28 protein-coding genes are annotated in these 26,938 nt (G+C 73.6%); 17 read left to right on the top strand and 11 right to left on the bottom strand.

Going from position 1 to position 26,938, the window contains the following annotated elements:
• Positions 1–10: 10 nt before the first annotated feature.
• Positions 11–2,191, bottom strand: a complete 2,181-nt coding sequence (locus ABD644_RS04745; RefSeq protein WP_344687435.1) for a SpoIIE family protein phosphatase — start codon at positions 2,189–2,191, stop codon at positions 11–13.
• A gap of 10 nt (positions 2,192–2,201) precedes the next feature.
• Positions 2,202–2,567 carry an STAS domain-containing protein gene (locus ABD644_RS04740; RefSeq protein WP_344687434.1) on the bottom strand — a complete coding sequence of 122 codons (366 nt, stop codon included), beginning with the start codon at positions 2,565–2,567 and terminating at the stop codon, positions 2,202–2,204.
• A gap of 104 nt (positions 2,568–2,671) precedes the next feature.
• On the opposite strand from ABD644_RS04740, the gene ABD644_RS04735 reads away from it, so the two are divergent.
• Complete coding sequence (locus ABD644_RS04735; RefSeq protein ID WP_344687433.1) at positions 2,672–3,067, top strand: ATP-binding protein; 396 nt, start codon at positions 2,672–2,674, stop codon at positions 3,065–3,067.
• On the opposite strand, the gene ABD644_RS04730 is transcribed toward ABD644_RS04735, so the two are convergent.
• The 5 genes from ABD644_RS04730 to ABD644_RS04710 all read right to left on the bottom strand — a co-directional run bounded on the left by ABD644_RS04730 (position 3,060) and on the right by ABD644_RS04710 (position 5,799).
• Positions 3,060–3,569, bottom strand: coding sequence for a flavodoxin family protein (locus ABD644_RS04730; protein WP_344687432.1), 510 nt, complete (start codon positions 3,567–3,569; stop codon positions 3,060–3,062). The genes ABD644_RS04735 and ABD644_RS04730 overlap by 8 nt on opposite strands.
• A 95-nt stretch (positions 3,570–3,664) precedes the next feature.
• On the bottom strand, positions 3,665–4,276 hold the full coding sequence (locus ABD644_RS04725) for a hypothetical protein (protein ID WP_344687431.1): 612 nt from the start codon (positions 4,274–4,276) through the stop codon (positions 3,665–3,667).
• A gap of 42 nt (positions 4,277–4,318) precedes the next feature.
• Positions 4,319–5,266, bottom strand: coding sequence for a D-2-hydroxyacid dehydrogenase family protein (locus ABD644_RS04720; RefSeq protein ID WP_344687429.1), 948 nt, complete (start codon positions 5,264–5,266; stop codon positions 4,319–4,321).
• A gap of 75 nt (positions 5,267–5,341) precedes the next feature.
• The gene (locus ABD644_RS04715; protein WP_344687426.1) at positions 5,342–5,506 is read right to left on the bottom strand and encodes a hypothetical protein; all 165 of its coding nucleotides are present in this window, start codon (positions 5,504–5,506) and stop codon (positions 5,342–5,344) included.
• Positions 5,507–5,607: 101 nt separating this feature from the next.
• Complete coding sequence (locus ABD644_RS04710; protein ID WP_344687425.1) at positions 5,608–5,799, bottom strand: hypothetical protein; 192 nt, start codon at positions 5,797–5,799, stop codon at positions 5,608–5,610.
• Between the two features lie 126 nt (positions 5,800–5,925).
• Between ABD644_RS04710 and ABD644_RS04705 the strand changes: the two genes are divergently transcribed.
• On the top strand, positions 5,926–6,828 hold the full coding sequence (locus ABD644_RS04705) for an SMP-30/gluconolactonase/LRE family protein (protein ID WP_344687423.1): 903 nt from the start codon (positions 5,926–5,928) through the stop codon (positions 6,826–6,828).
• A gap of 33 nt (positions 6,829–6,861) precedes the next feature.
• Here ABD644_RS04705 and ABD644_RS04700 read toward each other — a convergent pair whose 3' ends face one another.
• Positions 6,862–7,032, bottom strand: coding sequence for a hypothetical protein (locus ABD644_RS04700; RefSeq protein WP_344687422.1), 171 nt, complete (start codon positions 7,030–7,032; stop codon positions 6,862–6,864).
• Positions 7,033–7,103: 71 nt separating this feature from the next.
• On the opposite strand from ABD644_RS04700, the gene ABD644_RS04695 reads away from it, so the two are divergent.
• The 4 genes from ABD644_RS04695 to ABD644_RS04680 are packed head-to-tail and all read left to right on the top strand — an operon-like array spanning position 7,104 to position 9,907.
• The gene (locus tag ABD644_RS04695) at positions 7,104–7,301 is read left to right on the top strand and encodes a ribbon-helix-helix protein, CopG family (protein WP_344688019.1); all 198 of its coding nucleotides are present in this window, start codon (positions 7,104–7,106) and stop codon (positions 7,299–7,301) included.
• Positions 7,298–7,675: a type II toxin-antitoxin system death-on-curing family toxin gene (locus ABD644_RS04690; protein ID WP_344687420.1), complete on the top strand. Its 378-nt coding sequence runs from the start codon at positions 7,298–7,300 to the stop codon at positions 7,673–7,675. The genes ABD644_RS04695 and ABD644_RS04690 overlap by 4 nt, the downstream gene beginning before the upstream one ends.
• Positions 7,676–7,725: 50 nt before the next feature.
• On the top strand, positions 7,726–8,994 hold the full coding sequence (locus ABD644_RS04685) for a hypothetical protein (protein ID WP_344687419.1): 1,269 nt from the start codon (positions 7,726–7,728) through the stop codon (positions 8,992–8,994).
• Positions 8,987–9,907 carry a carbohydrate kinase family protein gene (locus tag ABD644_RS04680; protein WP_344687417.1) on the top strand — a complete coding sequence of 307 codons (921 nt, stop codon included), beginning with the start codon at positions 8,987–8,989 and terminating at the stop codon, positions 9,905–9,907. The genes ABD644_RS04685 and ABD644_RS04680 overlap by 8 nt, the downstream gene beginning before the upstream one ends.
• Here ABD644_RS04680 and ABD644_RS04675 read toward each other — a convergent pair.
• Positions 9,888–11,573 carry a CocE/NonD family hydrolase gene (locus ABD644_RS04675; protein WP_344687416.1) on the bottom strand — a complete coding sequence of 562 codons (1,686 nt, stop codon included), beginning with the start codon at positions 11,571–11,573 and terminating at the stop codon, positions 9,888–9,890. The genes ABD644_RS04680 and ABD644_RS04675 overlap by 20 nt on opposite strands.
• 188 nt (positions 11,574–11,761) lie before the next feature.
• Positions 11,762–13,276, bottom strand: a complete 1,515-nt coding sequence (locus ABD644_RS04670; protein WP_344687415.1) for an aldehyde dehydrogenase (NADP(+)) — start codon at positions 13,274–13,276, stop codon at positions 11,762–11,764.
• A gap of 118 nt (positions 13,277–13,394) precedes the next feature.
• Between ABD644_RS04670 and ABD644_RS04665 the strand changes: the two genes are divergently transcribed.
• From ABD644_RS04665 to ABD644_RS04625, 9 genes are all read left to right on the top strand, one after another.
• Positions 13,395–14,117, top strand: a complete 723-nt coding sequence (locus tag ABD644_RS04665) for a GntR family transcriptional regulator (RefSeq protein ID WP_344687414.1) — start codon at positions 13,395–13,397, stop codon at positions 14,115–14,117.
• On the top strand, positions 14,114–15,760 hold the full coding sequence (locus ABD644_RS04660) for a thiamine pyrophosphate-dependent enzyme (protein ID WP_344687413.1): 1,647 nt from the start codon (positions 14,114–14,116) through the stop codon (positions 15,758–15,760). The genes ABD644_RS04665 and ABD644_RS04660 overlap by 4 nt, the downstream gene beginning before the upstream one ends.
• Positions 15,757–16,890: a mandelate racemase/muconate lactonizing enzyme family protein gene (locus ABD644_RS04655; RefSeq protein WP_344687411.1), complete on the top strand. Its 1,134-nt coding sequence runs from the start codon at positions 15,757–15,759 to the stop codon at positions 16,888–16,890. Before ABD644_RS04660 ends, ABD644_RS04655 begins: the two co-directional genes overlap by 4 nt.
• On the top strand, positions 16,887–17,807 hold the full coding sequence (locus ABD644_RS04650) for an NAD-dependent epimerase/dehydratase family protein (RefSeq protein ID WP_344687410.1): 921 nt from the start codon (positions 16,887–16,889) through the stop codon (positions 17,805–17,807). The genes ABD644_RS04655 and ABD644_RS04650 overlap by 4 nt, the downstream gene beginning before the upstream one ends.
• A complete protein-coding gene (locus tag ABD644_RS04645; protein ID WP_344687409.1) occupies positions 17,804–18,289 on the top strand; it encodes a RidA family protein in 486 nt (161 codons plus the stop codon). The genes ABD644_RS04650 and ABD644_RS04645 overlap by 4 nt, the downstream gene beginning before the upstream one ends.
• An 83-nt stretch (positions 18,290–18,372) precedes the next feature.
• Positions 18,373–19,386, top strand: a complete 1,014-nt coding sequence (locus ABD644_RS04640; protein WP_344687408.1) for a TRAP transporter substrate-binding protein — start codon at positions 18,373–18,375, stop codon at positions 19,384–19,386.
• Positions 19,386–19,928 carry a TRAP transporter small permease gene (locus ABD644_RS04635; protein WP_344687406.1) on the top strand — a complete coding sequence of 181 codons (543 nt, stop codon included), beginning with the start codon at positions 19,386–19,388 and terminating at the stop codon, positions 19,926–19,928. Before ABD644_RS04640 ends, ABD644_RS04635 begins: the two co-directional genes overlap by 1 nt.
• A complete protein-coding gene (locus ABD644_RS04630) occupies positions 19,925–20,731 on the top strand; it encodes a creatininase family protein (RefSeq protein WP_344687405.1) in 807 nt (268 codons plus the stop codon). Before ABD644_RS04635 ends, ABD644_RS04630 begins: the two co-directional genes overlap by 4 nt.
• Positions 20,731–22,059, top strand: coding sequence for a TRAP transporter large permease (locus ABD644_RS04625; RefSeq protein ID WP_344687404.1), 1,329 nt, complete (start codon positions 20,731–20,733; stop codon positions 22,057–22,059). Before ABD644_RS04630 ends, ABD644_RS04625 begins: the two co-directional genes overlap by 1 nt.
• 130 nt (positions 22,060–22,189) lie before the next feature.
• Here ABD644_RS04625 and ABD644_RS04620 read toward each other — a convergent pair whose 3' ends face one another.
• Positions 22,190–23,845 carry a nuclease-related domain-containing DEAD/DEAH box helicase gene (locus tag ABD644_RS04620; protein ID WP_344687403.1) on the bottom strand — a complete coding sequence of 552 codons (1,656 nt, stop codon included), beginning with the start codon at positions 23,843–23,845 and terminating at the stop codon, positions 22,190–22,192.
• 142 nt (positions 23,846–23,987) lie between these two features.
• Here ABD644_RS04620 and ABD644_RS04615 point away from each other — a divergent pair, with 142 nt between their 5' ends.
• Both ABD644_RS04615 and ABD644_RS04610 read left to right on the top strand, forming a co-directional pair.
• A complete protein-coding gene (locus tag ABD644_RS04615; protein ID WP_344687402.1) occupies positions 23,988–25,397 on the top strand; it encodes an ADP-ribosylglycohydrolase family protein in 1,410 nt (469 codons plus the stop codon).
• Positions 25,398–25,458: 61 nt separating this feature from the next.
• On the top strand, positions 25,459–26,937 hold the full coding sequence (locus ABD644_RS04610; RefSeq protein ID WP_344687400.1) for an aldehyde dehydrogenase: 1,479 nt from the start codon (positions 25,459–25,461) through the stop codon (positions 26,935–26,937).
• Position 26,938: the final 1 nt, after the last annotated feature.

Genomic DNA, 26,938 nt, shown 5'->3' with positions numbered 1-26,938 from the left:
CCCTCCCGCGTCACCGGCGCGCGATGCCCACCAGCGTGACGTCGTCGGCACCCTGCGGGTTCAGCGCACCCAGCACCGCGTCGAGCAGGTGCTGCGGGTCGGCCGGGGCGCCGGCGACGACGTCGCGCAGGGCGTCGAGCCCGATCGCGAGGTCGGAGCCGCGGCGCTCGACCAGGCCGTCGCTGAACAGCAGCAGCCGGTCGTCACCGGTCAGCTGCAGCCGCGCCTCGGGGTAGTCGGCGACGTCGAGGACGCCGAGCGCGGGCCCCCGGACCTCGTCCAGGAAGCCGGCACCGGCCGCCGTCGCGTGCAGCATCGGCAGGTGCCCGGCGTTGGCGACGACGACGTCCCCGGTCTGCGGGTCCAGTTCCGCGACGAGCGCCGTCGCCATCTCCCCCGGTAGCAGCGAGGCGATGACCTGGTTGAGCCCGTCGAGCGCCGCGGCCGGACCGTCGGCCCGCAGCAGGTGCGCGCGCAGCGCGTGCCGGAGCTGGGCGGTGATCGCCGCGGCGGCCAGCCCGTGCCCCGCGACGTCGCCGAGCACGATCGCCACCCGACCGTCGGGCAGCGGGACGATGTCGTACCAGTCGCCGCCGACGACGTCCTCGGCGCTGGGGATGTAGCGGGCGGCGAGCGCCAGGCCCGGCACCTTGGGCAGCTCGTCGAGCAGCAGGGTGCGCTGCAGCGCGGCGGACAGCCGGTTGTCGTCCTCGGCCAGGGCGAAGGTGGCGGCGGCGAGGTGGCCGGCGAGCGTGCGGGCGGCCGCGACCTCGTGCTCCCGCCACGGGCTCGAGGTCCCGCGCACCGTCTCGCTCCAGGCGGCGAACGAGTGCCGCGGGCTCAGCCGCGGGCCGGCGTCGGTCTGGGCCACCTTGGACTGGTACGGGTTGCCGCCCCAGGTGACGTCCTTGAGCGTCTCCGGCCGGAACCAGGCGAGGAAGTCCTCGCGGCCGAGGGGGACGGCGAGCACCCCGCTGGCGGTGTCGGCGAGGTCGGCCGCCTCGGGCAGCACCGAGGAGACGGCGTCCGTGGCGGTGATGCCGGCGGCGACGAGCCCGGCCACCAGCGGCGCGACGCGCTCGGCGGGCGGCGTCGTCCCGAGCAGCCGCAGCCGGCCCCCCAGCCGGACGGCGGCACCGGCGGCGGGCAGCAGGTCGAGGACGGTGACGTCCTCCTCGGTGAGCGCGGCGGCCAGCGCCCGCGGCGTCCGACCGACGGCGGCGGTGAGCTCGGTGGTGCGCCGCGCCACCTCGACGACGCCGTCGGTCTCCCCGGCCGCGACGGCGGTGTGCAGCAGCAGCGAGGCGGTGCGGCCGAGGAACTCGGCGGCGGTGCGGTCGGTGTAGGACGGGCGGTGCGGCCCGGCGTAGTGGTGGCAGGAGATGAGGCCCCAGAGCCGGCCGCGGTCGATCAGCGAGACCGACATCGACGAGACCACGCCCATGTTGGCCAGGTACTCCAGGTGCACCGGGCTGACGCTGCGCAGCATCGCGCCCGAGAGGTCCAGGGGCGCGCCGGTGTCGGGGTGGACCGAGGGCCGCAGCGGCGCCGGCGTGTAGCCGGCGTCGGGGATGATCCGCATCCAGTTGGTCTGGTAGAGCGTGCGGGCCTGGGCGGGGATGTCGCTGGCCGGGTAGCGCAGGCCGAGGAAGGGCTCGAGGTCCTCGCGGCGGTCCTCGGCGATGACCTCGCCGTTCCACTCGGGGTCGAAGCGGTAGACCATCACGCGGTCGTAGCCGGTCAGCGCGCGCACGTCGCGGGCCAGCACCGCGCCCAGCTCCTCGAGGGTCTGGGTGGCGGCGAGGCGCTGCAGCACCGTGGGCAGCCGGCGGTGCCAGGCACTGCCGGCGTCCTCGGCGCCGGCGACCGGTTCCCACTCGGTGACCAGCAGGCCGTTCGCGCGGTGCAGGACCAGGTCGACGTCCTGGCCGCGCAGCTGCACGCGGACGGGGTTGGCCTCGGCGAGGTCGCCGGCCAGCGCGGCGCGCAGGGCCGACGCGTCGGTGAGGTCGTCGAGCGTGGCGCCGGTGACGTCGCGGCCGAACAGGTCGGCCGCGTTGGCCGAGGCGATCACGACGACCAGGTCGGGTTCGGTGACGGCGAGCAGCGCACCGTGCGGCTGGATCGCGCCGGGTATCGCGATCGGCTCGTCGGCGCAGCGGAGCAGGGCTTCATCGGCGGTGACCGTCACCGCCGCGACGTTACGGGCGGCCGTCCTGCGGGGCGACGGCGGTGGCGATCTCGGCCGGCGACTCGACGATCGGCACGAGCCGGTCGAGCTCGAGCAGGTCGACGGTCAGCCGCACCGGGCTGTTGCTGCGCGGGCAGACCACGTGCAGCGCGACCCCGACCGCAGCGGCCTGCTTGGCGGTGCGCATGAGGGCGCGGGCGCCGGAGGAGTCGAGGAACCGGGTGGGGGTCAGGTCGATGACCAGGCTGCGGGGCGCGGCGGCCAGCTGGGCCTCGACCGCGGCAGCGAGCTGCGGCGCCGTCGCCAGGTCCAGCTCACCCCGTACGGTGAGCGCGGGGCGCCCGGCAACCGTCGTCCGTTCTACGTCGAACAGCACGAATCGGGCTCCCTCGTCATGGCGATCTGCCACGTCGAGGGTAGGTCACGCCGGTTCCGAGAGAGTGGGTTGCCGTGAACATCTCCTTCAGCGTCCGACTTCCGGTGGACGCGCACAGCGTTCCGCTGGCCCGCGGGATGCTGCGCCAGGCACTCGAGCACCTCGGGGTGGTCGAGTCGGGGATCGAGGAGATCGTGCTCGCGCTGACCGAGGCGTGCGCCAACGTCGTCCAGCACGCCGGGGAGCACGACGAGTACCAGGTCGACGTCGCGATCGACGACCACGTGTGCCGGATCAGCGTGCTCGACAACGGCGAGGGGTTCGACGTCGACGCCGTGGCGTCGACACCGCCGGGGTCGCCGCTGGAGCGCGGGCGCGGGCTCGTCCTGATGCGCGCGCTGGTCGACCGGCTGGCCTTCAAGGAAGCCGAGGACGGGCGGCACCGGGTGATCCTGGAGAAGGAGCTGGTCACGCAGCCGAAGCTGCGCCTGCTCAGCTGACCTTCCCTGCCAGGCTCCTCCCCCACTGGCTGGCGCGCTCCTCCTCGCCGTCGACCAGCGGGCCCTTGGCGTCGGTCACGTAGAAGTGCTCGGCGTCGGCGACCAGGGTCGCGCCGAGCCCCTTGAGCAGCTTTTCCTCGGTCTTCGACGCGTGGTCCATCTTGATCAGCAGCTTCGGGTGGTCGCTGCGGGTGTCGAAGGCGGCGGCCCGCGTGCCCTGCGCCAGGCGGACGGCGTCGAGCCACTCGTGCAGCCCGTGCTTGGTGTCCTCGACCACGGCGCCGTACTGCTTCACCGCGCCCTCGCGGGTCGACTCGCGGGGCATGGAGAAGCCGTGGTTGGGGCCGCCGACCACGAGCAGGTCGACGTCGACCTCGTGCGGGGCCTCCGACGCCGCGACCACGTCGACGTCGTGGCTGCCCTTCAGGCCTTCCGCGACCGCTTCGGCGATCTTCCGGGCGTCGCCGAAGATCGATTCGTAGACCACGAGTGCGCGGGCCATGACTGCCTCCTGTCGTCGGTTGCTGCCGACGCTAGGGCCGCGGACCGGCTCCGGAACGGACCGGACCGCCCTGTCGACGGGGCCGGAGGTCCCGGTCAGGTCGTCGCGTCGGCGTCGCTGCCGACGTCGCGGGCGAGCAGGTAGGTGGCCCCGCCGAGGATCAGGCCGGCGACGGCGGAGAGCAGCACGATGACGACGGTGTTGACGTCGCCCAGCAGCGCGACGACGAGAGAGTGCGTGCGCGAGGTGGGGTCGGCGAGGACGACGCCGACGAACACGGCGACGAGCAGCCCCGCGCCGAACGAGAAGACGTGCGAGAACCGGCCGGTGAACCCCCACCGCTCGCGCAGCGTGTCGGCCGCCTTGACGATGCGGCCCGCCCGCAGGATCCGCAGCGCGCCGACGGTGCGCACCAGCCGCAGCACCTGAACCGGGCCGACGGCCAGGACGACGGCCGCGACGACGAGCAGGGTCATGCCGATCAGGCCGAGATGGCCCTTGATCCAGGCCCGCTTGTCCTCGGCGACGACGACCAGGATCACCGTCTCGGCGACGAGCACGAGACCGCTGGCGATGTCCACCCAGCGCCCGGTGGTGCCCAGCCAGCCGTCGGCGACCGACAGGAACATCGCCGGGATGGAGGCGAGGGCGGCGACGAGGACCGGCAGGGCGAGGCGGTCCTGCCACTTCTCCTCGCGCGTCGCCATCGCCGTCCACGGTATCGGCGGGCGCACAGCCGCGCCGCCCGGTCAGAGCACGCGGACCGGCTCCCCGGCCATCCAGGCGGCGACGTCCTCGACGGCCTCGCGGTAGAAGACCTCGTAGGTCTTCTCGGTGACGTAGCCGAGGTGCGGGGTGAGGACCGTCCTGGGCGCTGACCGGAGCGGGTGGTCGCGCGGGAGCGGCTCGCGGTCGAAGACGTCGAGGCCGGCGCCGGCGATGGTGCCGTCGCGCAGCGCGGCCAGCAGTGCCGCCTCGTCGACGATCGGGCCGCGGCTGGTGTTGACCAGGAGCGCGGTGGGCTTCATCTGCTCGAGCTCGGTCGCGCCGATCAGGCCGCGGGTGCGGTCGGAGAGGACGAGGTGGACGGTGACGACGTCGGCGGTGGCGAACAGTTCGTGCCTGTCGACGCGGCGGGCGCCGACCTCGGCGGCGCGCTCGTCGGTGAGGTTCTGGCTCCAGGCGACGACGTCCATGCCGAACGCCCGACCGATCTGCGCGACCCGGGCGCCGAGCCGGCCGAGGCCGAGGACGCCGAGGGTGGCGCCGTCCAGGTCGGTGCCGACGGTCTCCTGCCAGCCGCCGGCGCGGACCGACGCGTCCTCTCGCGGCAGGTGGCGGGCGGCGGCGAGGATCAGGGCCCAGGTGAGCTCGACGGGGCCGGAGGCGTGGCTCGCGGTGCCGGAGACGGTGATGCCGCGGTCGGTGGCGGCGGCGACGTCGATCGAGGCGTTGCGCCGGCCGGTGGTGACGAGCAGGCGGAGGTTCGGGAGCCGGGTCAGGACCGCGCGCGGGAACGGGGTGCGCTCGCGCATGGCGACGACGACGTCGAAGCCCGTCAGGCGCTCGACGAGGGCGTCCTCGTCGTCGAGGTGGTCGGCGAACGCGACGACGTCGACGGGTTCGGGGAGCAGGGACCAGTCGGCGAAGCGGGCGGCGACCGATTGGTAGTCGTCGAGGACGGCGATCCGGTGCATGCGCTGGGTCTACCGCATCCCCCGGACGCGCGACGGCCCCGCACCGTTCGGTGCGGGCCCGTCGTCAGCGTTGCGTCAGTAGCGGGCGCCGGGCTTGCGCCCCGGGCCGGAGCCCTTGCGCTTCGCCTGCATCTGGCTGACGAAGTCCTTGATCTTGGCCTGGTTGTGCGGCTTGCGGGCCTCCTGGATGACCTTCGCCGCGATCCCCGACGCCATGAGCTTCTTGATCATGCCTGCCATGTTCGGCCTCCTTGATGGTCGATTGGCCTCTTGGGTGCCCTAACGCGCGGCGGCTCAACCACGTGCCCGGACAGATCACACTGTCAGGTCACACCGTCAGGTCACTTGTCGAGCACCTTGAAGGCCGCGTGCACGAGGAACGCGGGCCACACCATCGCCTTGAGCACGGCCAGCGCCTTCTCCTTGGGGTCGCGCGCCTGCGGCCAGAACCAGGTCACCGCCCCGATGAACCCCAGCCCGTAGACCGGGCTGCCTCCGCCGCCCTGCGGCGGTGCCTTCACCTGCTTGGGCACGTTTCCCTCCTCGCGTCGTCGTCTGACGGCGACGCTATGAACACCGTCGACGTCCCGACCAGGGCAGGACGTCCCGTGGGTCGCGGGCGTTCCGGTGCCGGCCGTGGACCCGTAGCGTCCGGGCCCATGGCAGAGCGGCAGTTCCGGACGGTGCTCGAGGGCGGCTCGTACTTCGAGGGGCCGCGGTGGCACGAGGGCCAGTGGTGGGCGTCGGACTTCTACCGGCACACGGTCAGCCGGGTGACTCCTGGCGAGCCGGAGACGGTCGTGCTCGAGGTGGAGAACCAGCCCTCGGGGCTGGGCTGGCTGCCCGACGGGTCGCTGCTGGTGGTGTCGATGAAGTACCACCGGCTGCTGCGGGTCGCCTCCGACGGCTCGGTGTCGACGCACGCCGACCTGTCCGAGGTCTGCGGCGGGCTGCTCAACGACATGGTGGTCGACGCGTCGGGCCGGGCGTTCGTGGGCGACTTCGGCTTCGACCTGATGGGCGGCGGCGCGCCGGCAACGGCGTCGGTGAAGCGGGTCGACCCGGACGGCTCGGTGGTCGTGGTCGCCGAGGACCTGCTGTTCCCGAACGGCTCGGTGATCACCCCGGACGGCGGCACGCTGATCGTCGGCGAGACGTGGGGCAACCGGTACACCGCGTTCGACATCAGGGCCGACGGCGCGCTGACCAATCGGCGGGTGTGGGCGTCGCTCGGGCCGGAGCCGGTCGGCTCGTCGGTCGAGGAGCTGATGGGGCAGATCGTGGTCGCGCCGGACGGCTGCAGCCTCGACGCCGAGGGGCACATCTGGTGCGCCGACGGCTTCGGCAACCGGGCGGTGCGGATCGCGCCGGGCGGCGCGATCGTCGACGAGATCGCCGGGCCGGGCGGGATGGGCGTCTACGCCTGCGCCCTCGGTGGGGACGACGGCACGACGCTGCTGCTGTGCTGCGCGCCAGACTTCTACGAGCACACGCGAACGCCGGTGCGCGAGGCGGTGCTGGTGTCGACGGAGGTCGCCGTCCCCCACGCCGGCCTCCCGTGACCGGGTGACCGGATGCCCCCTACGCCGGGGCGCTCAGCCGGCCGGCCTGTCGATGAGGTGCTCGACGAACCAGCCGCGCGCCGCGCCGGAGGAGACCTCGAAGCCGGCTCCGGTGTAGGCGTCGAAGTGGCCGCCGTGGACGGTGACGAGCCGCTTGGGGTGGACGGCCGCCTCGTACGCCCGCAGAGCGAGTCCGCCGTCCACGAGTCGGTCACCCGGCGCCACCACCGCGCACGGTTATCTGGTATCAGAGGTGGTATCATCCAGAGGTGGCCATGACGCTCCGACTCGATGAGCAGGAATCCGACGCTCTGCGGCGTCGAGCTGACCTCGAAGGCCGATCCATGCAGGACGTCGCTCGCCAGGCGGTGCGCGAGTACATCGAGCGGACCAGCAAGCGAGAGCTGCTCGACCGCGTCCTGGACAGCGAGTTGCCGCGTTATGCCGAGGCGCTCGAGCGCCTAGGCCAGTGATCTACCTCGACCTCGAGGACCTCTTGCACATCGCGACCCGAACCCTCGGCGAGGTGCCGGTGCGGGACGTCGGATTGCTCGAGGCAGCCCTGGCCAGGCCGCGTTCCACGGCGTTCGGCGAGGACGTCTATCCCTCCATCCATGCGAAAGCGGCGGCGCTGTTGCACTCGATCGCCCGCACTCACCCGCTGGTCGACGGCAACAAGAGGCTGTCCCTCGCTGCGACAATCGCCTTCCTGGGCATGAACGGGCTGCGACTCACCTTGTCGAACGACGAGGCGTACGCGCTGGTGATGGCGGTCGCCGCCGGCGAGCTGGACGAGGTCGAGCCGATCAGCGACCGCCTGGCGACCGGGACAAAAGCCTGGCGCTGAACCTCGGCCGGACCGGTGGACTCGGCGCCCGCGGCCACTAACCTGCCGTGATGGCCAAGCGGGCGAAGCGCAGCGGTGGCGCAGGCAAGAGTCCCCGTCGGGGTGGCAAGGGGCGCCGCCCGCAGCACCGGCGGACGGAGCGGGCCGGCACCGACGCCCTGCTGGGCGCCATCGAGGCCGCCTTGGCCGCCGACGAGCCGCTCCCCCTGCTCGACCTGGCCAGCACCGCACTGCACTTCGCGGACCCGCGGAGCGACGACCTACTGGAGCAGCGCGGCACGCCGAGGGACTCGATCGAGACGCTGATCGCCAACCTGTTCGACGCGCCGATCGAGGAAACGTCGGCCCTGCTGACCGCGGTCGCCGTCCTCACGGGTGACGGCGAGCTCTGCCGGCGAGTGCACCGCGAGATTGCCAACCGCGGCCATGTCCTCCCACGGTGGCTGGTGCAGTTGGAAGCGACACGGCCTACGCGTGTGCTGAGCATCGAGCACGTCCTCGGCGACGGTGACGAGATCCTGCTGGGCGTCGAGCTGCCCGACGGCCGGCCGCTGACCGCGTCGGTCTACGTCGACCACAACCTTGGCGCGGTGGTGAAAGACGCGGTCGTCGTCCCCGTCGATCCGGACACCACTGCGGAACTCCTGCGGCAGGGCTTCGACCCCGACGTCACCGTGCGCCAGCTCGACCTCGCGGACGCCCGTGCCAGGCTGACCGAGGCAATCGAGCACGGGGCGCTCATCTACCCACCGCTCGAGAGCGACACCTGGCCGAGCAGCCGTCCGCTCATCGAGTGGATGGTCGGCCTGCTGCCCGACGGCGGCACCGGCTACCAGCGTCCGGAATGGACGCCGGAGCAGCGGCAGGAGCTGGCCGAGAGATTCCTCACCACGCCGTTCGCCGCAGATCTGACCATCGACGACGACCTGCGCGAGCTGCTGGACGACGTGCTGTGGTTCGGCACCGACTACGGCCCCGGTGACCCGCTGCGCTGGAGCCCGGTGAACGTCGAGATCCTGCTCGCCGACTGGATCCCGCGGAAGATCGTCGCCGAGGTCTCTCGGCTGGAACGGGCGCCGGACCTGCTGCGGGCCTTCATCCGGTACTCCCACGCGGAGCGCGGAATCCGCGAGCAGCTGACGGTGGAGACTCTGGACGCCGTCGACGAGTGGGAGCCCGAGTACCAGCAGGCGATCCGGACGCCCCGGCTGCAGGGCCCGGAGGCTCTTCTCGCCCGGATGGGGGTGCTGGACGAGGACGCGGCGCTGGCCGCGCGGGAAAGGCCGGAGGAGGACGACGACCCACCGCGCCATGGCTGAACCCGTGACGACTCACTCGCCTCCGTGGCCCCGGGCTGCCGGTTCGGGCCCGGTCGTGGCGCTGGGCAAGCTGGTCGCCGACCAGGTGCTCCAACTGTCCGCCCCGCTGATGGTCGGCAGTCAGCAGCGGGTGGTTCGGACGACGACGGCGGGCGGCGCACCGGCCAACGTGACCGCGAACCTGGCCCGCCTCGGCGTCCCGGCGCGGTTGGCCGGCTGGGCCGGCGCCGACCCGCTCGCCGACGAGCTCCTGGCCGGGCTGGCGGCGCGGGGCATCGAGATCGACGTGGTTCGCCGCGGCCGCACACCGGTCTCCACCGTGCTCGCCCACCCCGACGGCGAACGGACGCTGCTCAGCGACGGCGGCGAGGGTGGCCTCGAGGCCGACGACGTCCGACCGGAGTGGGTGGCCGGCGCGGCCGTGCTGCACGTCGACGGCTACGACCTGCTGCGCTACCCGGCGGCGCTGGCGCGAGCCGCGGCGATCGCACGGGAGGCCGGGGTGCCGGTCAGCGCCGACGTCGCGGCGGCGTCTCGGATCGAGGCCCACGGCCGGGACGCGTACATGGCCCTGCTCGCCGACCTGCGTGCCGACGTCCTGTTCTGCAACGCCGCCGAGGCGGCGGCGCTCGGGCCGACCGGCGACCTCGCCGAGCTCGTCGTCGTGCACGCCGGCGCCCGGCCGACCCGCGTGCTGTGGCGCGGCGACAGCAGAGAGGTGCCCGTCGATCCGCTGCCGGACGGCGCGCTGCGGGACACCACCGGATGCGGTGACGCCGTCGCCGCCGGGGTGCTCGCCGGCTGGCGCGCCGGGGTCCCGGTGATCGACGCCGTCCGCGCGGGTCACGCGGCCGCGGCGGTGGTCGCGAGCGTGATCGGCGGCCAGCCGCCGGTCAGCCGACCGGCAGGCTGACCGTCGACGGCGAGCCGGCCGAGTGCCCGATCCGGTGGGTGACCGGCACGCCGTGCGTGGCGGAGCCGATCGGCTCGCCGGTGCCGACGTTGCGCGCATAGCGCGGGTGGGCGCCGCCGGAGACCTGCAGGCGGATGCGGTGCCCCGCGCGGAACCGGTGGGCGGTGTCGGGCAGCGTGGCCTTGACCGTCCGCTCCCCCGCGGCCGGCGGCTCGCCGTCGGCCGGGTCGAGCCGGACCAGCCGGTCGGTGACGTTGACCGAGCGGCCGCGCTCGTCGACGTCGCACAGCCGGAGGAAGAGGTCGGCGTAGGGGTTGTCGGAGGTGACGCGCAGCTCGACCCGGGCACCGCCCAGCAGCTCGACCGGAGCATCCAGTGGCTCGGTGGTGAAGGTGCGGACGTCGTCGCGCGCCTCGAGCTTGCGGTTGTCGCGGCGGCCGGCGCGGAACGTGAGCACCCGGCCGCCGACGGACGGCGTGGGGGCCATCGGGTCGTAGCGGAAGGACGTCGTCCCGCCGTCATCGGTCGGTGCGGCGTCGGCGAGCCGGCCGCCCGGGTGGAGGAACCAGGTGCGCACCGCGCGGTCGGACGGCGGCCAGTCGGGCAGGCCGCGCCACCCGCCACCCCCGGTCACGTAGACGCGCACCCGGTCGGGCCGGGCGGGCGCCTCGGCGCCGTCGACGGGCAGGTGGGTGGCCAGCCAGGCGAGGCTCTCCGCGGTGGTGACCGCCGGGTCGATGGCCAGGTGCGCCCACGGGCCGACGGTGAGCCCGACGTCGACGCCGCGGTCGCGCAGGGCGGCGTACTGGTACAGCGTCTGCTCGAGGAACCAGTCCTGCCAGCCGCCGACCAGCAGCGTGGGCACGGTGCTCGAGTGGACGGCGGCGGTGGCGCGGTACCGGTCCCAGTAGGGGTCGGCGAGGTCGGGATGCTCCAGCCACTCGTCGAACCACGGGGTCGCTGCCCCGCCGAGGCGATCGGCCAGCCCCTGCAGCGGCAGCCCGTGCAGGTGCGGGGCCAGCCGCCGCTCCGCGGTCAGCAGCCGGGCCGTGCCGCGCACCGGGCCGAACAGCTCCTGGTGGGCGATCAGCTCCGTCCACGTGGCGACGTTCTGCAGCTGGAAGGAGCCGTCGACCAGGCCGGCCGCGGCGAGGTCGTGCGGGCCGATGTGCACCACCATCGCCGCGAGCTCCGGCGGCGGGTCGAGGGCGAGCGCCCACTGGGTGTAGCCGAGGTAGCTGGGCCCGAGCGTGGCCAGCCGCCCGTCGAACCAGGGCTGCTCGCGCAGCCAGCCGACGGTGTCCTGCCCGTCGTGCTCCTCGTTGACCACGGGCTGGAACTCGCCGTCGGACCCGAACGTGCCGCGCACGCTCTGCACCACGACCGCGTAGCCGCGCGCCGCGTACGGCAGGGCGAACAGCGCCGGGAACCCGCCGCTGCGCCGGTAGGGCGAGCGCAGCAGCACGGTCGGGTGCTGCTCGCCGGTGGCGGGCAGGTAGACGTCGGCACGGAGGACGGCGCCGTCGCGCATGGGCACGGTCCGGTCGCGCAGGACGCCGACCTCCGACGTCGCCGGAGGGAGTTTCCAGCGCCTGCCGACGGCGGCGGTCGCGAGCCGGACGGCGCGCGGCAGCGGCTGCGCGGTCCCGCGGTCGAGCGGCGGCACGGGCGGACTCCTGGTCGGACGGCGGGTGACCCGGACCCTAGTGCGACAGCCGGTCAGCCCGGCGGGCCGTAGACCTGCCGGAAGGAGCGCTTGATCGGCGCGCCACCCTCGTTCCCTGCGTCGCCTGGACGAGGCCCAGTCCCAACAGAGACGCCACCAGAGACGTGGTCGCCTCCCTCCCAGACGGACTACTCAGGCAGCTGGAGTCGGCCGTCGATCCGGCGGGGGACGTCCACAGAGCCGTCGCGCAGCTCCGCGGGGAGCACGTGCTGCGGGGCGTCCTGCCACGCCGTAGGCCGGAGGAAGCGGCGGACCGCCGACGTCCCCACCGACGTGTGCAGGCTGTTGGTCGCCGGCCACGGGCCGCCGTGGTGCTGGGCCCACGACACGCTGACCCCGGTCGGGAAGCCGTCGTAGATCAGCCGCCCGGCGACCCGCCGCAGCAGGTCGGTCAGCCGCCCGGTCAGCTCCCCCTCGGCCGGCGCGCTGTGCACGGCGGCGGTCAACGACGACGGCAGCTTCGCCACCGCCGCGGCGAGCTCGTCCTCTCCGTCGTAGCGGACCAGGACCGTCATCGGGCCGAAGCACTCCCCGGTCACGGCGTCGTCCAGGTTCTCGACGTCGACGGACAGCAGCAGCGGGGCCGCGCGGAAGCCGTCGGCAGCGGAGCCCTCCCCCTGAGCCACGACCGACACGGAGGGCAGCGTGCGCAGCCGACCGGTCGTCGACGCGTAGTCCGCCGCGATCCGCTCGTTGAGCAGCACCTGGTCGCCGGTCGCGCCGACGGCCGCAGACACGGCCTCGACCAGCGCGTCCCCGCCCGCGCTCCGAGGCACCAGCACGACGCCGGGCTTGGTGCACAGCTGGCCGGCCGCCACCGTGAACGACCCGACCAGACCCTCGGCGATCGCCGCGGCACGTTCGTCGGCGGCACCCGGGGTCACGATGACGGGGTTGATGCTGCCGAGCTCGCCGTAGAACGGGATCGGGTCGGGACGGCGGTTGATCAGGTCGAACAGTGCGCGGCCGCCGGCGGGTGACCCGGTGAAGGCCACCGCCCGGATCTCCGGGTGGCTGACCAGGTCCGCGCCGGCCTGCCGGCCGTGCACGAGCGACAGCGTGCCCTCGGGGCAGCCGAGCTCGTCCGCGGCGCCCCGCATGATCGAGAAGCACAGCTCCGACGTCGCCGGGTGCGACTCGTGGGCCTTGATCACCACCGGACAGCCGACGGCGAGCGCGGAGGCGGTGTCACCGCCGGGGACCGAGAAGGCCAGCGGGAAGTTGCTGGCGCCGAAGACGGCCACCGGGCCGATCGGCACGAGCATGCGGCGAAGGTCGGGGCGGGGGCCCATCGGCGTCTCCCCCGGCGGGTCGATGGTCGCCTCGAGATAGCTGCCCTCCTCCAGCACCTCGGCGAACAGCCGCAGCTGGTAGCAGGTGCGCCGCAGCTCCCCACCGAGGCGGGTGGGACCGATCGCGGTCTCCCGGTCGGCGGTGGCGACGATGTCCTCGCCCCGCGCCTCGAGGGCGTCGGCCATCCGCCGCAGCAGGCCGGCGCGGAAGTCGCGCCCGGCCGCCTCCAGCCAGCCCGCGGCATCGGCCGCCGCCCGGCACAGCCGGTCCAGCTCCGCAGCGCCGGTCTCCTCCGCGACGACCTCGCCCCGGGTCCCGGTGCGCGGATCGATGCTCGCGACCACGGTCATCTGGCTCTCCTCTTCGCTCGGCGTCGCTGCCGTCGCTCGGACCGCTCAGGTCCCGAGAGACGTGTCATTTCGGCATGGCCTCTTGACGGCGGCTCGGTTTCTCTTTTCTATAGGATCTATGGAACCTTCGGCAAGCGTCGAGCTCCCGGCGCGGACGGCCCTCACCGACCGGGTCTACGAGCTGCTCCGCAACCGGATCATCGATCTCGTCCTCGAGCCCGGCGCCCGGCTCAACGCCGACAAGCTCGCGGCCGACATGGACGTCAGCCCCACCCCCGTCCGCGAGGCACTGAACCGCCTGGCCGCCGAGGGACTGGTCACCGCCGCCCCCTACCGCGGGTTCCGGGTCTCTCCGCTGCTCAGCCGCTCCGACCTGGCGCAGCTGCTCCGCGCTCGCCAGGTGATCGAGTGCGCCGCGGTCGAGCAGGCCGCGAGCAAGCGGGGCAAGCTCGAGCTGCAGGAGCTGTCCGCGCTCGTCGCCCGGATGGACGAGCTCACCCGGGCCAAGCCACTCGACGTGAAGGCGTTCAACTCCGCCGACGCCGCGTTCCACCGCCTCGCCGTCGGGGCGTCGGGCAACCGCTTCCTGCTGCAGGCGCTCGAGTCGCTGCACGTGCACATCCAGCTGGCCCGCCACTACCAGGGCCGGTCGGTCACCGAGGCCAAGCGCGCCAACGCCGAGCACCGGGTCCTGGTCCAAGCCCTCACCGACGGCGACGGCGCCGGCGCCTGCCAGGCCGCGCGCGATCACCTCGACGGGGTGCTCGACCGCCTCCAGACCCACCTCGACACCCACGACGGCGGCCGCGCCCACGACGCAGAAGAAGGAACCACCCGATGAGCACCGACCCCCAGGCCCCCGTCGCGGAGGTGGTCGCCGACCTGCTCGTCGAGGCCGGCGTCCGGCGGGCCTACACCGTGCCCGGCGAGAGCTTCCTGCCGCTCATCGACGCCCTGTCCGCGCACCCGGAGTTCACCGTCGTGTCCACCCGGCACGAGGGCGGCGCGTCGTTCATGGCCGAGGCCGACGGCAAGCTGACCGGCGTTCCCGCGGTGGTCATGGCGACCCGCGCCGTCGGGACGGCGAACCTCGCCATCGGCATCCACACCGCGCGCCAGGACAGCACCCCGATGCTGGCGCTGCTGGGCCAGGTCGAGACCGACCACCTCGGCAACGAGGCGTTCCAGGAGGTCGACCTGCCGGCCTTCCTCTCCCAGATCACCGTCTCGGCGACGACGGTCACCCGCACCGACCGGGTGGCCTCCACCATCGCCCGCGCGCTGGCCCGCACCACCACCGGGCGGCCCGGCCCGGCGGCCGTGGCCCTGCCCTCCGACGTCCTGGAGGGCACCTCGGCCCCGCAGCGTCCGCTGCTCCCCCGCCCGCGCCCGGTGGCGCACGAGGACGACGTCGCCGCGGTGGCGCGACTCCTCGCCGCCGCGCAGCGCCCCGTGGTGATCGCCGGCCAGGACTCCGACCACGCCGCGCTGCGGGCGCTGGCCGAGACCTACGGCGCCGGCGTCTACGCCGCGTTCCGGCGCCAGGACAGCTTCCCCAACGACGACGAGCACTACCTGGGTCACCTCACGCTGGGCACCCCGCCCGCGGTGATCGCGGCGCTGGAGCAGGCCGACCTCGTCGTCGTCCTCGGCGAGCGCCTCGACGAGACGACGACGCAGAGCTACCGGCTCCCCGCGCCGGGCACGCGCGTGGTCCACGTGCACCGCGACCCCGCCGTGCTGGGCGTGCACCAGCGCGCCGACCTCGCGCTGGTCGCCGATGCGGCCGACCTCTGCCGCCGCCTCGTCGCGCGGGCCGACGACGCCACGCCCCCGGCCCAGCCGTGGTGGCGGGAGGGGCACGAGGCCTACCTGGCCGCGGCCCGCTCGTCGGCCGCGCCGGCCCAGAGCGGCGGGCTGCACCCCGGCCGCGCGGTCGAGGCGGTGCAGGCGGTGCTCCCGTCGAACTCCGTCGTCGTCAACGACGCCGGCAACTTCTCGGTCTTCCTCCACCGGCAGTGGGTCTTCACCGAGCCGCGCACGCAGGCCGCCCCGATCTCGGGTGCGATGGGCTACGCCGTGCCCGGCGCGATCGGCGCGGCGCTCGCCCGGCCGGACCGGCAGGTGCTGGCCGTCGCCGGCGACGGCGGCTTCCTGATGACGGCGAACGAGCTGGAGACCGCCGCCCGGCTGGGCGTGGGCATCAAAATCCTCGTCCTGCAGAACGGCCTGTACGGGACGATCGCCATGCACCAGGCCCGCGGCGGGCTGCCGATCAACGCCTGCGACATCTCCGGCGTGGACCTGGCCGGCCTGTCCCGGTCGCTCGGCGCGACCGCCGTGGCGTGCGACAGCGAGGACCAGCTGGCCGACGCCGCCGCCGAGTTCGCCAAGGCCGAGGGACCGGCCGTCATGGTGGTGCGCACCGACCCCGACGTGATCGCACCCGGCACGTCGCTCTCGGCCCTGGGCGGCGCCGCGTGATCGCGCGCATCGCCACCGTCGAGGCCATCCCCCTGCGGTATCCGCTGCCGGACGGCGGCTACGGCTCCTCCCGCGGCCTGGTGCCCGCCCGCGAGACGACGCTCGTGCGGCTGGAGACCGGCGACGGCGCCGTCGGCTGGGGCGAGTCGTTCGGCCCGCCGGCCGCGGTGGTGCCGCTGGTCCGGGAGTCCGCGGCGCTGCTCGTGGGGACGACGCTGGACGCGCCCGTGCCCTTCGTCGCCGAGCGGCTCCAGGCCCACTACCACCGCGGCAACGGCCTGCACGCCAGCGCGCTCTCCGGCGTGGAGACGGCGATGTGGGACGCCCTGGGCCGCACCCTCGGCGTGAGCGTCGCGACCCTGCTCGGCGGCCGCGCCCGCGACGAGGTGACCGCCTACGCGTCCACCGGATACGTCACCCGCGACCGCGACCTCGGCCTGTTCCGCGACATGCTCGACCGGCACGTCGGCGACCTCTCCGGCGCCAAGATCAAGTGCGGGCTCGGCGTGCGGGAGGACCGGGAGCGGGCGGCCGTCGCCCGCGAGGTGCTGGGCCCGGACCGCGCGCTGATGGTCGACCTCAACGGCAACTGCACCGTCGACCAGGCCCGCGCGGTCATCCGCCGGCTGGCCGACCTCGACATCGCCTGGCTCGAGGAGCCGCTGCCGCCCGACGACGTCGACGGCCTGAAGAAGCTCGACGGCTCCCCCATCCCGCTGGCCACCGGCGAGGCGCTGCACACCCGCGCGCCGTTCCGCCGGCTGATCACCGAGCGGCTGGTCGACTTCGTCCAGCCCGACGTCGCCAAGGTGGGGGGCCTGGCGGAGGCCCGCGCGGTCGCCGAGCTGGCCCGGGCCTGGAACGTGCGCTTCTCGCCGCACGTGTGGGGCGGCGCCGTGGCCCTGGCGGCGACGCTGCAGCTGCTCGGCGCCGTGCCCGACTACCCGCACACCGGTCACGTGCCCGAGCCGCTGTGGATCGAGCTCGACCGCGCCGACAACGGCCTGCGCGAGCAGCTGCTCACCGAGCCGTTCGTCCCGAAGGGCGGCCGGCTGGCCGTGCCCGAGGGCCCGGGCCTCGGCGTGGACGTCGACGAGGACGCGGTGCGCGCGCTCCGGGTGGACGCATGACCGCGCGACGGGTCCTCGTCACCGGCGCCTCCGGCTTCCTGGGTGAGGCGGTCCGCCACTCGCTGGAGGCGGCCGGGGCCGAGCCGGTGGCGACCGACGCCCGCCCGGCGCCCGGCGTCCGCGCCGTCGACGTGTGCGACCCCGACCAGCTCGACGCGGTGCTCGACGGCGTCGACGCCGTCGTCCACCTGGCCGCGATGGGCGTCTCCGACCAGGGGCTGGTCGCCGGAGCGGACGCCGATCCGGCGCGGGCCGTGCGGGTCAACGTCGAGGGTTTCGTGCACGTGGTGCAGGCCGCCGCGCGCCACGGCGTCCGCCGGGTCGTCTGGTCGTCGTCCACGACGGTGTACGGGCCGGCCGCCGGCTACGGCCCGGCGCCGATCGACGAGGCCGCGCCGCTGCGCCCGACGACCGCGTACGGGGTGACGAAGGCCGCCTGCGAGCACATGGGCGCCGTCCTGTCCGCGCGGCTCGGCCTCCCGGTGGTCTCGCTGCGGCTGCCCATGGTCTACGGCCCCGACCGCTGGTACGGCGGCAGCCAGAAGCCGCTGGTCGACCTGACCGAGGCGCTGCGCACCGGCGGGCCGGCCACGGTGCAGGCCTGGGCCGGGGACGCCGACTGGATCCACGTCGCAGACGCGGCCGACGCCCTGGCCCAGCTGGCCCTGGGCGACGCGGCACAGCCCGCCTACCACGTGGTCGGGCACCGGGGCGGGCTCGCCGAGCTGGCCGGAGCCCTCGTCACCGCGGCCGGCGCCCCGGCGTCCGCCGTCGTCGAGACGGTCCCCGGCGGCGCACCCGACATCCCGGCGATCGACGACGCCGCGCTGCGCCGCGACACGGGTTTCACCCCCCGCTTCCCCGACGCGGCGTCCGGCGCCGCCAGTTACCTGACCCCCGAGAGGACGACGTCGTGACCACTTCCACCCCGTCGGAGCGCCTGGCCGAGCTCGGCCTGACGCTGCCGGACCCGGCCAGCCCGTCGTTCGACTACGTGCCGGTGCGCCGCGAGGGCCGGATCCTCTACGTCGCCGGGCAGCTGCCCAAGGAGGACGGCGAGGTCCGGATCACCGGGCGCTGCGGTGAGGACGTCGACGTCGCCACCGCCCAGCGCGCCGCGGAGATCTGCACCCTCCAGGGCATCGCCTGCGCCGCCGCCGAGGCCGGGGGCATCGACGAGCTCGACAGCGTCCTCCGCGTCACCGGCTTCGTCGCCTCGACGCCGGACTTCCACGAGCAGCCGCGGGTGCTGGACGCCGCCTCGCGCCTGCTCGGCCAGATCTTCGGCGAAGCGGGCCGCCATGCCCGTTCCGCCGTCGGCGTCGCGGCGCTCCCGCGCCGCGCACCAGTGGAGATCGAGTTCCTGTTCACCGTCCGCGACCTGGCAACCGGCCGCTGATCCCTTCCGAGTCCGACCGAAAGGCACTTCGAATGCTGCACCGACGCACCATCCGACACCGGTCCGCCCTCTGCCTGACGGCGGTGACTGCACTCACCCTCACCGGGTGCGGGTTCGCCACCGGCGAGGAGAGCGCATCCGGCGGGGAGTCCGGCTCCGGCGACTGCGCCGAGGTCACCCTGCGCCTGGCCACGATCCGCACCGACGACGACCCCACGACGATCGCGGCGCAGTCCTTCGCCGACGCGGTCGACGAGGCGACCGACGGTCAGGTGACCGTCCAGGTGTTCCCGAACAGCCAGCTCGGTGACGCCAACGACCTGTTCGCCGGCATGGCCAGCGGCCAGGACGTCGACATGTTCTACGAGGGCATCAGCCTCTACCCGACGCTCGAGGGCGCTTCGGACTTCGCCGTCGTCAGCGTGCCGTTCATGTGGGACAGCTACGAGCAGTTCAAGGCGGTGCTCGAGACCGACCGCTACCAGGAGCTGCTCGACCAGGCCGCCGAGGCCACCGGCGTGCGGGTGGTCGCGACCGCCGGCGACGCCGAGCCGCGGGCGCTGAGCGCCAACCGCCCGATCCGGACGGCCGACGAGATGGCCGGCCTCAAGCTGCGCATCGCCGACGCCCCCATGCCGCAGGCGTTCGCGACCGCGCTCGGCGCCGAGCCCACCGTGGTGCCGTTCTCCGACCTCTACCTGGCGCTGCGCCAGGGTGTGGTCGACGGCCAGGAGAACGGCGCGATCACGATGGTCAACCAGAGCCTCTTCGAGGTGCAGCCGTACTTCATGCCCACGAACTACATCCGCGACGTGCGGTCGTGGTACGTCAGCGACCAGGTGTGGGGTGGGCTCTGCGCGGACCAGCAGGACGCGATCGTCGAGGAGGCGAACGCGGCCGGTGACGTCGCCACCGAGGAGGTCGCCACCCAGCTCGAGGAGGCCATGACCGCCCTCGAAGGCAGCATCGAGGTCGTCGAGCCCGACGTCGAGAGCTTCCGCACCGCGCTCGAGGGCACCTTCGAGCAGTTCGACGGCGAGCTGTGGCAGGAGGGTCTGCTCGAGGAGACCCGGCAGCTGGCGGAAGAGAACCGGTGATGACGGCGGCCCTCCGGGTCGCCCGCAGCACCCGGGCCGCCGCCGTCGCGGCGGCGGCCTGGGTGGCGGGGATCTTCTTCGGGATCATCTTCGCGATCAACGTCGCGCAGATCGTCCTCCGCCAGTTCGACGCCGGGTTGATCTGGGTCTCCGACCTCAGCCGGCTGCTGTTCACCTGGACGGTGATGCTCGGCGCGGCCGCGGCGTACGGGAAGCGCGAGCACATCGTGGCCAGCTTCATCGTGGAGAAGGTGCCTGCGCGCTGGCAGTGGGTGCCGGCGCTCGCCGTCCGCGTGATCGAGGTGCTGGTGGCCCTGCTCCTCGTGGTCGCCGGCCTGGCCGTCGCCCAGAACCGGGCGCAGATCGACTACATCCAGCTCGAGGGCGTCTCCACCGGCTGGGCCTACGCCTCGGTGCCGGTCCTCGGCGCCCTGATCCTGCTCTGCGCCCTCACCCTGCCGCTGCGCCCGGAGACCACCGAGGAGCAGATCGCGCAGGAGACGGCGGCACTGACCGGAATACCTGTGGAGGCCGCACGATGACCACTCCTGCTCGAGCAACCGAGCACCGCCTCGACCGGCTGACGACGGTGCAGGCCGCCGACGCGATGGCGGCCGCGAAGGTGGCCCTGATCCCGGTCGGGGCCACCGAGCAGCACGGGCCGAACCTGGTGTGCGGCATCGACTGGATGACCGCCGAGGCAGTGGCCCAGCGGGTCGCCGCGGAGGTCGACCCGCTGGCCGTCGTCGTCCCGCCGCTGCCGTTCGGGCTGTCGGGCCACCACCTCGACTTCCCCGGCACCCTGCACGTCTCGGCGGCGACCTTCAGCGCCGTGTGCAAGGACGTCGCGCGCAGCCTGGCGCGGCACGCCATCACGAAGGTCGTCTTCGTCAACGGACACCGCGGCAACGAGAACATCCTCGGCGTCCTGGTGACCGAGCTGACCTACGAGATGGGCATCGAGGCGGCGTCGGCGTTCTGGATGACCCAGGCGGCCGAGGAGGTCGCGCGGCACAAGAAGACCGATCGGTGGGGCCACGCGTGCGAGGTCGAGACCAGCATCGCGCTGGCCATCTCCGATGACCTGGTCGCGCCGTCGCTCGAGCCGGGTGACCTGATCGAGGAGTACGGCGCCTTCGAGGACAACTACGCGAAGCACTCGCTGGTCACGGCGCGGACCTTCGCGTCCCGGACGCGCAACGGGGCGTTCGGCGACGCGACGCTGGCGACCGTCGAGGCCGGTCGGGAGATCCTCGACGCCGCGGTGGCGCGGACGGCGGCGTTCGTCCGTGACTTCGCGGCGCGCGCGCCACGGGGTTCGGCCGCGGACGGCGGGGCCTTCTGATGGAGATCCTGCTGCTGTTCGGGGTCCTCTTCGGGCTCATGGCGTTCGGCGTGCCGGTGTTCGTCGCGATGGCCGCGTCGGCCCTGGTCACGCTCGCCGTGACCGGGCTGGGGGCGGCCACCGTGCTGGCGAACACGATGGTCGGCGGGGTCGACTCGTTCGAGCTGCTCGCCATCCCGTTCTTCGTGCTGGTCGGCGAGCTGATGAACAAGGCCGGGCTGACCCAGCGGATCATCGACCTGCTGATGTTCTTCCTCGGCCGGTTCCGCGGCGGGCTGGCGCAGGCCAGCGTCGGCGTGAACCTGTTCGCGTCGGGTGTGAGCGGTTCGGCTCCGGCGGACGCCGCGGCGGTGTCCTCGGTCATGCTCCCGGCGATGCGCCGCGAGGGTTACACGCCGCAGTACGCGGCCGCGGTCAACGCCAGTGCCGCGGTGGTCGGGCCGATCATGCCGCCGAGCATCCCGATGGTGTTCGTCGCGCTGGTGACCCAGCTGTCGCTCGGGCAGCTGTTCCTGGGCGGCGTCGGGCCGGCGATCATCCTGGCCGGGTCGATGGTGGGGCTCATCGCGTGGCACGCGGTCCGCGGCCGGCTGCCCTCGCGCAAGACGGCTGCCGTCACCGTGGGCGGGGGCGGTTCCTCGGAGGCCTCCGCTCCCTCGGACGAGCGCTCGCTGGGGCGGCTGTTCCTCGAGGCGCTGCCGGCGCTGCTCGCACCGGCGTTCATCATCGCCGGCGTGTTCGGTGGCTTCGCCACGATCACGGAGATGGCGGTGCTGGCCGCCTTCTACGTGCTGCTGCTGGGGCTGGTCTACCGGACGCTGAAGGTGCGCGAGGTGCCGGCCGTGCTGCGGGACGGCGCGGTCTTCTCGTCGACGATCATGATCCTGTTCGCGGCGGTCGGGTCGTTCACCTACGTGATCGCGGCCCAGCGGGTCGGCGACCAGGTGGCCGAGTTCGTCTCGGGGCTCGACGTGGGGCCGACGACCTTCCTGCTGCTCACGATGGTGTTCTTCCTCGTGGTGGGCATGGTGCTGGACGCCGTCCCGGCGATCCTGATCTTCCTGCCGATCCTGCTGCCGGTGGCCGTGGAGCTCGGGGTGGACCCGATCCACTTCGGCGTCCTCGTCGTGGTGAACCTGATGATCGGCCTGCTCACGCCGCCGGTCGGAGCGCTGCTCTACGTGCTGACGAAGATCGGCAAGGTCCCCTTCACCGCCCTGGTCAAGGAGACGATGCCCTTCGTGGCGGTCATGCTGATCGGGTTGCTGCTCATGGTGCTCGTCCCGTCGATCGTGACGGCGCTGCCGGAGCTGGTGTTCGGCGGCTGACGCTCGTCGACCCTCTGGCGCAGGCCGGACGGACCCCTCACTCGGGGACCGTCCGGCCTGCGTCGTCGTGGAGGGCTTCGTCAGGCGGCGATCCGATCGTCGTGCCGTACCGGGAAGGGCTGAGGCGTGGTCATGCCAGCGGTCCGGTCCGGCCCGATGTGAGCCGGTGCGCGACGGCGTCGCCGCCCACCCGGCGGATCAGTTCCAGGTCGCCGCAGACGACGAGCAGGTCCCGAGCACGGGAGAGGCCGACGTAGAGCATCTCGCGGGCGCGTTCCTCGTCGCGGAACCCGTTGACGGCCAGCACGACGGCCGGCCGTTCGAGGCCCTTGAAGCCGAGGACGTGCCCGTAGAAGAGGTCGTCGTCCTCCCAGAAGGAGGCCCAGTACGCCTCCGGTCCCTGCTTCTGCCGCGCCGCCTGCTCGGGGTGCCTCTTGTAGGTGGTCAGCAGGGCGACGGCGTCGTTCGGCCAGCTGGCGTCGAGGAGCTCGACCGCCGCGTCGTCGGCGGCGTCGAGCGCCGCCTCAGTCGCGCACTGGATGAACCGCACGGGGACGCCGTCGCCGCCGCGGTACTTCATCTGGCTCGGCGTGAGGCTGCCGAAGGTGCCGGCGATCTGCTTGGTGTTGCGCAGGTTCTCGTTCAGGTTGAACGGGGTGAGCGCGACCGGTGGGCGGCCCTGCCGGGCGAAGACCCGCTGCCCCTCGTCGGCGAAGACGTAGAGACAGCCGTCGTCCGGAGACCGCAGCGCTGCGACGACGGCGGGCCACCAGCTCTCGGCGAAGTCCTGCGCCTCGTCGATCACGATCCCGTCGAACCGCTCGCTCTCGGGCAGGGCACCGGCCAGCGACACCATCTCGCCCGGCAGGTACTCCTCCCAGTAGCGGCTGTCGTCGTCGGATCCCTCCCCAACTCCCCAACCGATGCCGAGGTAGTGGAAGGTGCCGACGTAGGCGGGGCGCTGCTTCTCCGGCCACGTGGCGACGCGGCGCTTCAGGTACTCCGCCAGGCCGCGGGAGTAGCACATGACGGCGACCCGCTGGCCGGCCGCGGTCATCCGCCGGGCCTTCTCGAGCGCCAGCCAGGTCTTGCCCGACCCGGCACCGCCGCGGACCTCCACACGGGTGTTGTCCTCGAGCATGTCGAGCACGCGCGCCTGCTCGCGGGTGAGCAGGTCGCACTCGGCCTCCCGCTCGTGCAGGTTGGCGACGAGGTCCTGCTGCGGGATGCCGACACCGGCCAGGCACTCGACGAGCCGCTCCACGTCCTCGGGCGTGGGCGGCGCGGTGTCGTGCTCGAGCTGCCGCAGGGCCGAAGCGATGCGTCCGGCGGCGTCGGAGAGGTCACCGTGGTCCAGCACCATCCACCGGGGCGCGTCGGGGGCCGCGAACTCCTCGGGCAGCGTCGTGGTCGGCAGCGCGACGAGGTGCGCCATCCGCGGGTCACCGGCCGTCCAGCGCCGGTCGCTCCGGAGGTAGCTCCGCAGCGCGTACTTGCAGCCGAGCGCCTGGTCGACCGGCCGGATCCGCTTGTCGATACCGCCGCCGTGCTGGCGCCACTCGCCGTTCCGGAAGGACACGCTGCCGCCCTTGACCTCGATGACGGCGACACCGAAGCCGGGCCAGGCGACGATGAGGTCGGCCTCGCGGTCGTCCTTGCGGTCGGTGAACCGCTGCCCGCACACCATGACCGCCTCGTCGGGCAACTGCTCGCGCAGCGCCTGCGCGAACAGCCGCTCCGCGTGCGACTCGAACGTCGGCTCCGCGGGGAAGACGCGCGCGCTCATGGCGCCCCCGTGCGTGGTGTCACTCCGTACCCCCGTGGCTCGGATCGGCCGATACCGGCACCCTGGCAGCCCCTACCGACAAAGTGGCAGCGCACGGCCGCGTTGTCATCCGGTCGGGCGGACGGCCGGAGCAGGATCTGGGATGTTGGGCGGTATGTCGCCGGCCATGCACCGCTCCCACCGGGTCGCCGGCGCGCTGGTCGGCTCCGCGGTCGGCGACGCGCTCGGCGCCCCGTTCGAGTTCGGTCCCCCGGGGCAGTTCACCGCCCGCTTCCCGGTCCCCGCGCGCGGTGCGAAGACGGAGATGTGCGGCGGCGGGTCGCTGGGCTGGGCGCCGGGCGAGTTCACCGACGACACGCAGATGGCGCTGCTCGTGGCGTCGTCCCTGATCGAGCACGACGGACTGCACGAGGCCGACCTCTTCGACCGCTTCCGCACGTGGGTCGAGGCCGGGCCACCCGACGTCGGCAACCAGACGCGAGCCGTCCTCGGGTCGAACCGCCCGTGGGACGTCGCCGCGGCCGAGCACTTCCAGCGCGCGGGTCACGCGGCGGGCAACGGCTCGCTGATGCGGACGACGCCCGCCGCGATCTTCTTCGCCCGGCACGGGCGCGACGCGACCATGGGCGCGGCCCGGCGCATCTCCGCGCTGACCCACGGCGACCCGTCGGCCGGCGAGGGCTGCGCGATCTTCCACGAGCTGATGCGGGCGGCGCTGGACGGCGACGACCCCCTGGCGGCCGTCCCCGCGGCGCTCGACCTGGTGGCTGACGACCACCGCGAGCGGTGGGCGACCGTGCTGGCACCGGACTGGACGCCGTCGGACGCGACGGAGTCCAACGGGGCGGTGTGGCCGACGCTCGGCCAGGCCGTCTGGGCGCTGCGGCACGGGCGCGACTTCGCCGAGGTGCTGCGGCTGGTCATCGACCTCGGCGGGGACACCGACACGGTGGCCGCGGTCACCGGCGGGCTCGCCGGTGCGGTGTTCGGCATGGGCGGCATCCCGATGCGCTGGTCGTCGGCGGTGCACGGCCGGGTGCCCGGCTTCGGCGACCGGCGGTGGGGGCTGGCGGACCTCCAGGAGCTGGCGGCGGCGCTGGACGGGAAACCGCTGGTCTCCTACGACCCCGGGGTGATCCCGCGGATCGGCCCGCGGGAGGTGCTGCCGGGCATCTGGGCGGGCAACCTCGACGGCGCCCGGTACAGCGAGGACGACTTCGCGGTCATCTCCCTGTGCCGCCTCGGCGACCCGTTCCCGCACGAGGTGCACCGCACGGCCTACGTCGCCGACAACGACTACAACCACGACGTCGACACCGTGCTGGCCGACGTCCTCGACGACATGGCGGCGCTGCGCGCCGAAGGACATCGACTGCTGGTGCACTGCCACGGCGGCGCCTCGCGCACCGGGCTCGTACTGCGCGGCTGGCTGATCCGTACGGAGGGCATGTCGGTCGAGGAGGCGACGGCGCACGTCGCCGAGCGCTGGCCGCACCTCGGTCTCTGGAACGCCAGCTTCACGGCCGCGCTGGAGCGTCTCGTTCCGGGGTGAGCCTTGACCAGCCCCGCGCACGGGGTCAGGGTGCGAGCACAGCTCACGCTCTGGGGGACGCATGGCCGAGGAGCAGCTCGAGGAGTTCCGGCTCTTCATCAACGGGAAGACGGTCGACGCGCTGTCCGGGCGCACGTTCGACTCGCTGAACCCCTACACCGGCCGGCCCTGGGCCCGGCTGGCCGACGGCGGCCCCGACGACGTCGACGCGGCGGTCGCCGCCGCGCGCGCCGCGTTCGACGGCGAGTGGGGGGCGATGACCGGCTTCCAGCGAGCCGCGATCATGCGCGCCTGCGGCGAGGCGCTGACCGAGCACACCGAGCGGTTGGCGCTGCTCGAGGTGCGGGACTCCGGCAAGCTGCTGCGCGAGATGCGCGGGCAGATGCAGGCGCTGTCGCAGTGGTTCTTCTACTTCTCCGGGCTGGCCGACAAGCTCGAGGGCCGCACGATCCCGCCGGCCAACCCCAACTACTTCGGCTACACCCGCCGGGAGCCGGTCGGCGTCGTCGCGGCGATCACCCCGTGGAACTCGCCGCTGCTGCTGCTGACCTGGAAGCTGGCGCCGGCGCTGGCCGCGGGCAACACCGTCGTCGCCAAGCCGTCGGAGCACTCCCCCGCGTCGACGGTCGCGTTCGCCGAGGTGCTGTGCGCGGCGGGGCTTCCCGCCGGAGTGTTCAACGTCGTCACCGGCTGGGAGCGAGCGACCGGCGAGGCGCTGGCCGGGCATCCGGGCGTGGACAAGGTCGCCTTCACCGGCTCGACGGCGACCGGGGTCCGGGTGGCGCAGGCGGCCGCGGCCAACGTCAACCGGGTCACCCTGGAACTGGGCGGCAAGAGCCCGCAGATCGTCTTCCCGGACGCCGACCTCGACGCCGCAGCGAACGGACTGATCGCCGGGGTCTTCGCGGCGACCGGGCAGACCTGCATGGCCGGCTCGCGGCTGATCGTGCACGCCGACGTGCACGACGCCCTCGTCTCGAAGGTGGCCGAGCGGGCGCGGTCGATCCGGCTCGGCGACCCGACCGCGGCGGAGACCGAGATGGGTCCGGTCGCCAACCAGCCGCAGTACGAGAAGGTGCTCGGATACCTGCGGGGCGCGCAGGACGAGGGGGCCACGTTCGCCTGCGGCGGCTCGGCGTCGGCCCTGGGAGGGCTGTTCGTCGAGCCGACCGTGGTGACCGGCGTGAGCCCGGGGAGCACCGTCGTCCGCGAGGAGGTGTTCGGGCCGGTGCTCGCCGCGCTGACGTTCACCTGCGAGGAGGAGGCCCTGAAGCTCGCCAACGACACCCCCTACGGGCTCGCCGGCTCCGTGTGGACCAAGGACGTGCACCGCGCACACCGGGTCGCGGCGCGACTTCGGGCCGGCACGGTCTGGATCAACGCCTACCGGGTGGTCGCGCCGAACATGCCGTTCGGCGGGTTCGGGCGCAGCGGGATCGGCCGGGAGAACGGCATGGAGGCCGTCAACGAGTACACCGAGACGAAGTCGGTGTTCGTCGAGCTGACCGGCGGCACGCGGGACCCGTTCCAGCTGGGCTGAG

It is taken from the genome of Blastococcus jejuensis, assembly GCF_039534705.1.
GTDB lineage: Bacteria > Actinomycetota > Actinomycetes > Mycobacteriales > Geodermatophilaceae > Blastococcus_B > Blastococcus_B jejuensis.
Note: the sequence above shows the minus strand (reverse complement) of the source record. Positions and strands in the feature narration are given on the sequence as shown.

Bases quoted from the DNA above. Each gene is read 5' to 3' on its own strand.
- ABD644_RS04635 (WP_344687406.1), top strand. From the start codon at position 19,386: ATGACGGCGGCCCTCCGGGTCGCCCGCAGCACCCGGGCCGCCGCCGTC.
- ABD644_RS04610 (WP_344687400.1), top strand. From the start codon at position 25,459: ATGGCCGAGGAGCAGCTCGAGGAGTTCCGGCTCTTCATCAACGGGAAG.
- ABD644_RS04670 (WP_344687415.1), bottom strand. From the start codon at position 13,276: ATGACCGTGGTCGCGAGCATCGATCCGCGCACCGGGACCCGGGGCGAG.
- ABD644_RS04650 (WP_344687410.1), top strand. From the start codon at position 16,887: ATGACCGCGCGACGGGTCCTCGTCACCGGCGCCTCCGGCTTCCTGGGT.
- ABD644_RS04660 (WP_344687413.1), top strand. From the start codon at position 14,114: ATGAGCACCGACCCCCAGGCCCCCGTCGCGGAGGTGGTCGCCGACCTG.
- ABD644_RS04725 (WP_344687431.1), bottom strand. From the start codon at position 4,276: ATGGCGACGCGCGAGGAGAAGTGGCAGGACCGCCTCGCCCTGCCGGTC.
- ABD644_RS04620 (WP_344687403.1), bottom strand. From the start codon at position 23,845: ATGAGCGCGCGCGTCTTCCCCGCGGAGCCGACGTTCGAGTCGCACGCG.
- ABD644_RS04665 (WP_344687414.1), top strand. From the start codon at position 13,395: ATGGAACCTTCGGCAAGCGTCGAGCTCCCGGCGCGGACGGCCCTCACC.
- ABD644_RS04615 (WP_344687402.1), top strand. From the start codon at position 23,988: ATGTTGGGCGGTATGTCGCCGGCCATGCACCGCTCCCACCGGGTCGCC.
- ABD644_RS04705 (WP_344687423.1), top strand. From the start codon at position 5,926: ATGGCAGAGCGGCAGTTCCGGACGGTGCTCGAGGGCGGCTCGTACTTC.
- ABD644_RS04625 (WP_344687404.1), top strand. From the start codon at position 20,731: ATGGAGATCCTGCTGCTGTTCGGGGTCCTCTTCGGGCTCATGGCGTTC.
- ABD644_RS04715 (WP_344687426.1), bottom strand. From the start codon at position 5,506: ATGGCAGGCATGATCAAGAAGCTCATGGCGTCGGGGATCGCGGCGAAG.
- ABD644_RS04695 (WP_344688019.1), top strand. From the start codon at position 7,104: ATGACGCTCCGACTCGATGAGCAGGAATCCGACGCTCTGCGGCGTCGA.
- ABD644_RS04630 (WP_344687405.1), top strand. From the start codon at position 19,925: ATGACCACTCCTGCTCGAGCAACCGAGCACCGCCTCGACCGGCTGACG.
- ABD644_RS04680 (WP_344687417.1), top strand. From the start codon at position 8,987: ATGGCTGAACCCGTGACGACTCACTCGCCTCCGTGGCCCCGGGCTGCC.
- ABD644_RS04730 (WP_344687432.1), bottom strand. From the start codon at position 3,569: ATGGCCCGCGCACTCGTGGTCTACGAATCGATCTTCGGCGACGCCCGG.
- ABD644_RS04685 (WP_344687419.1), top strand. From the start codon at position 7,726: ATGGCCAAGCGGGCGAAGCGCAGCGGTGGCGCAGGCAAGAGTCCCCGT.
- ABD644_RS04720 (WP_344687429.1), bottom strand. From the start codon at position 5,266: ATGCACCGGATCGCCGTCCTCGACGACTACCAATCGGTCGCCGCCCGC.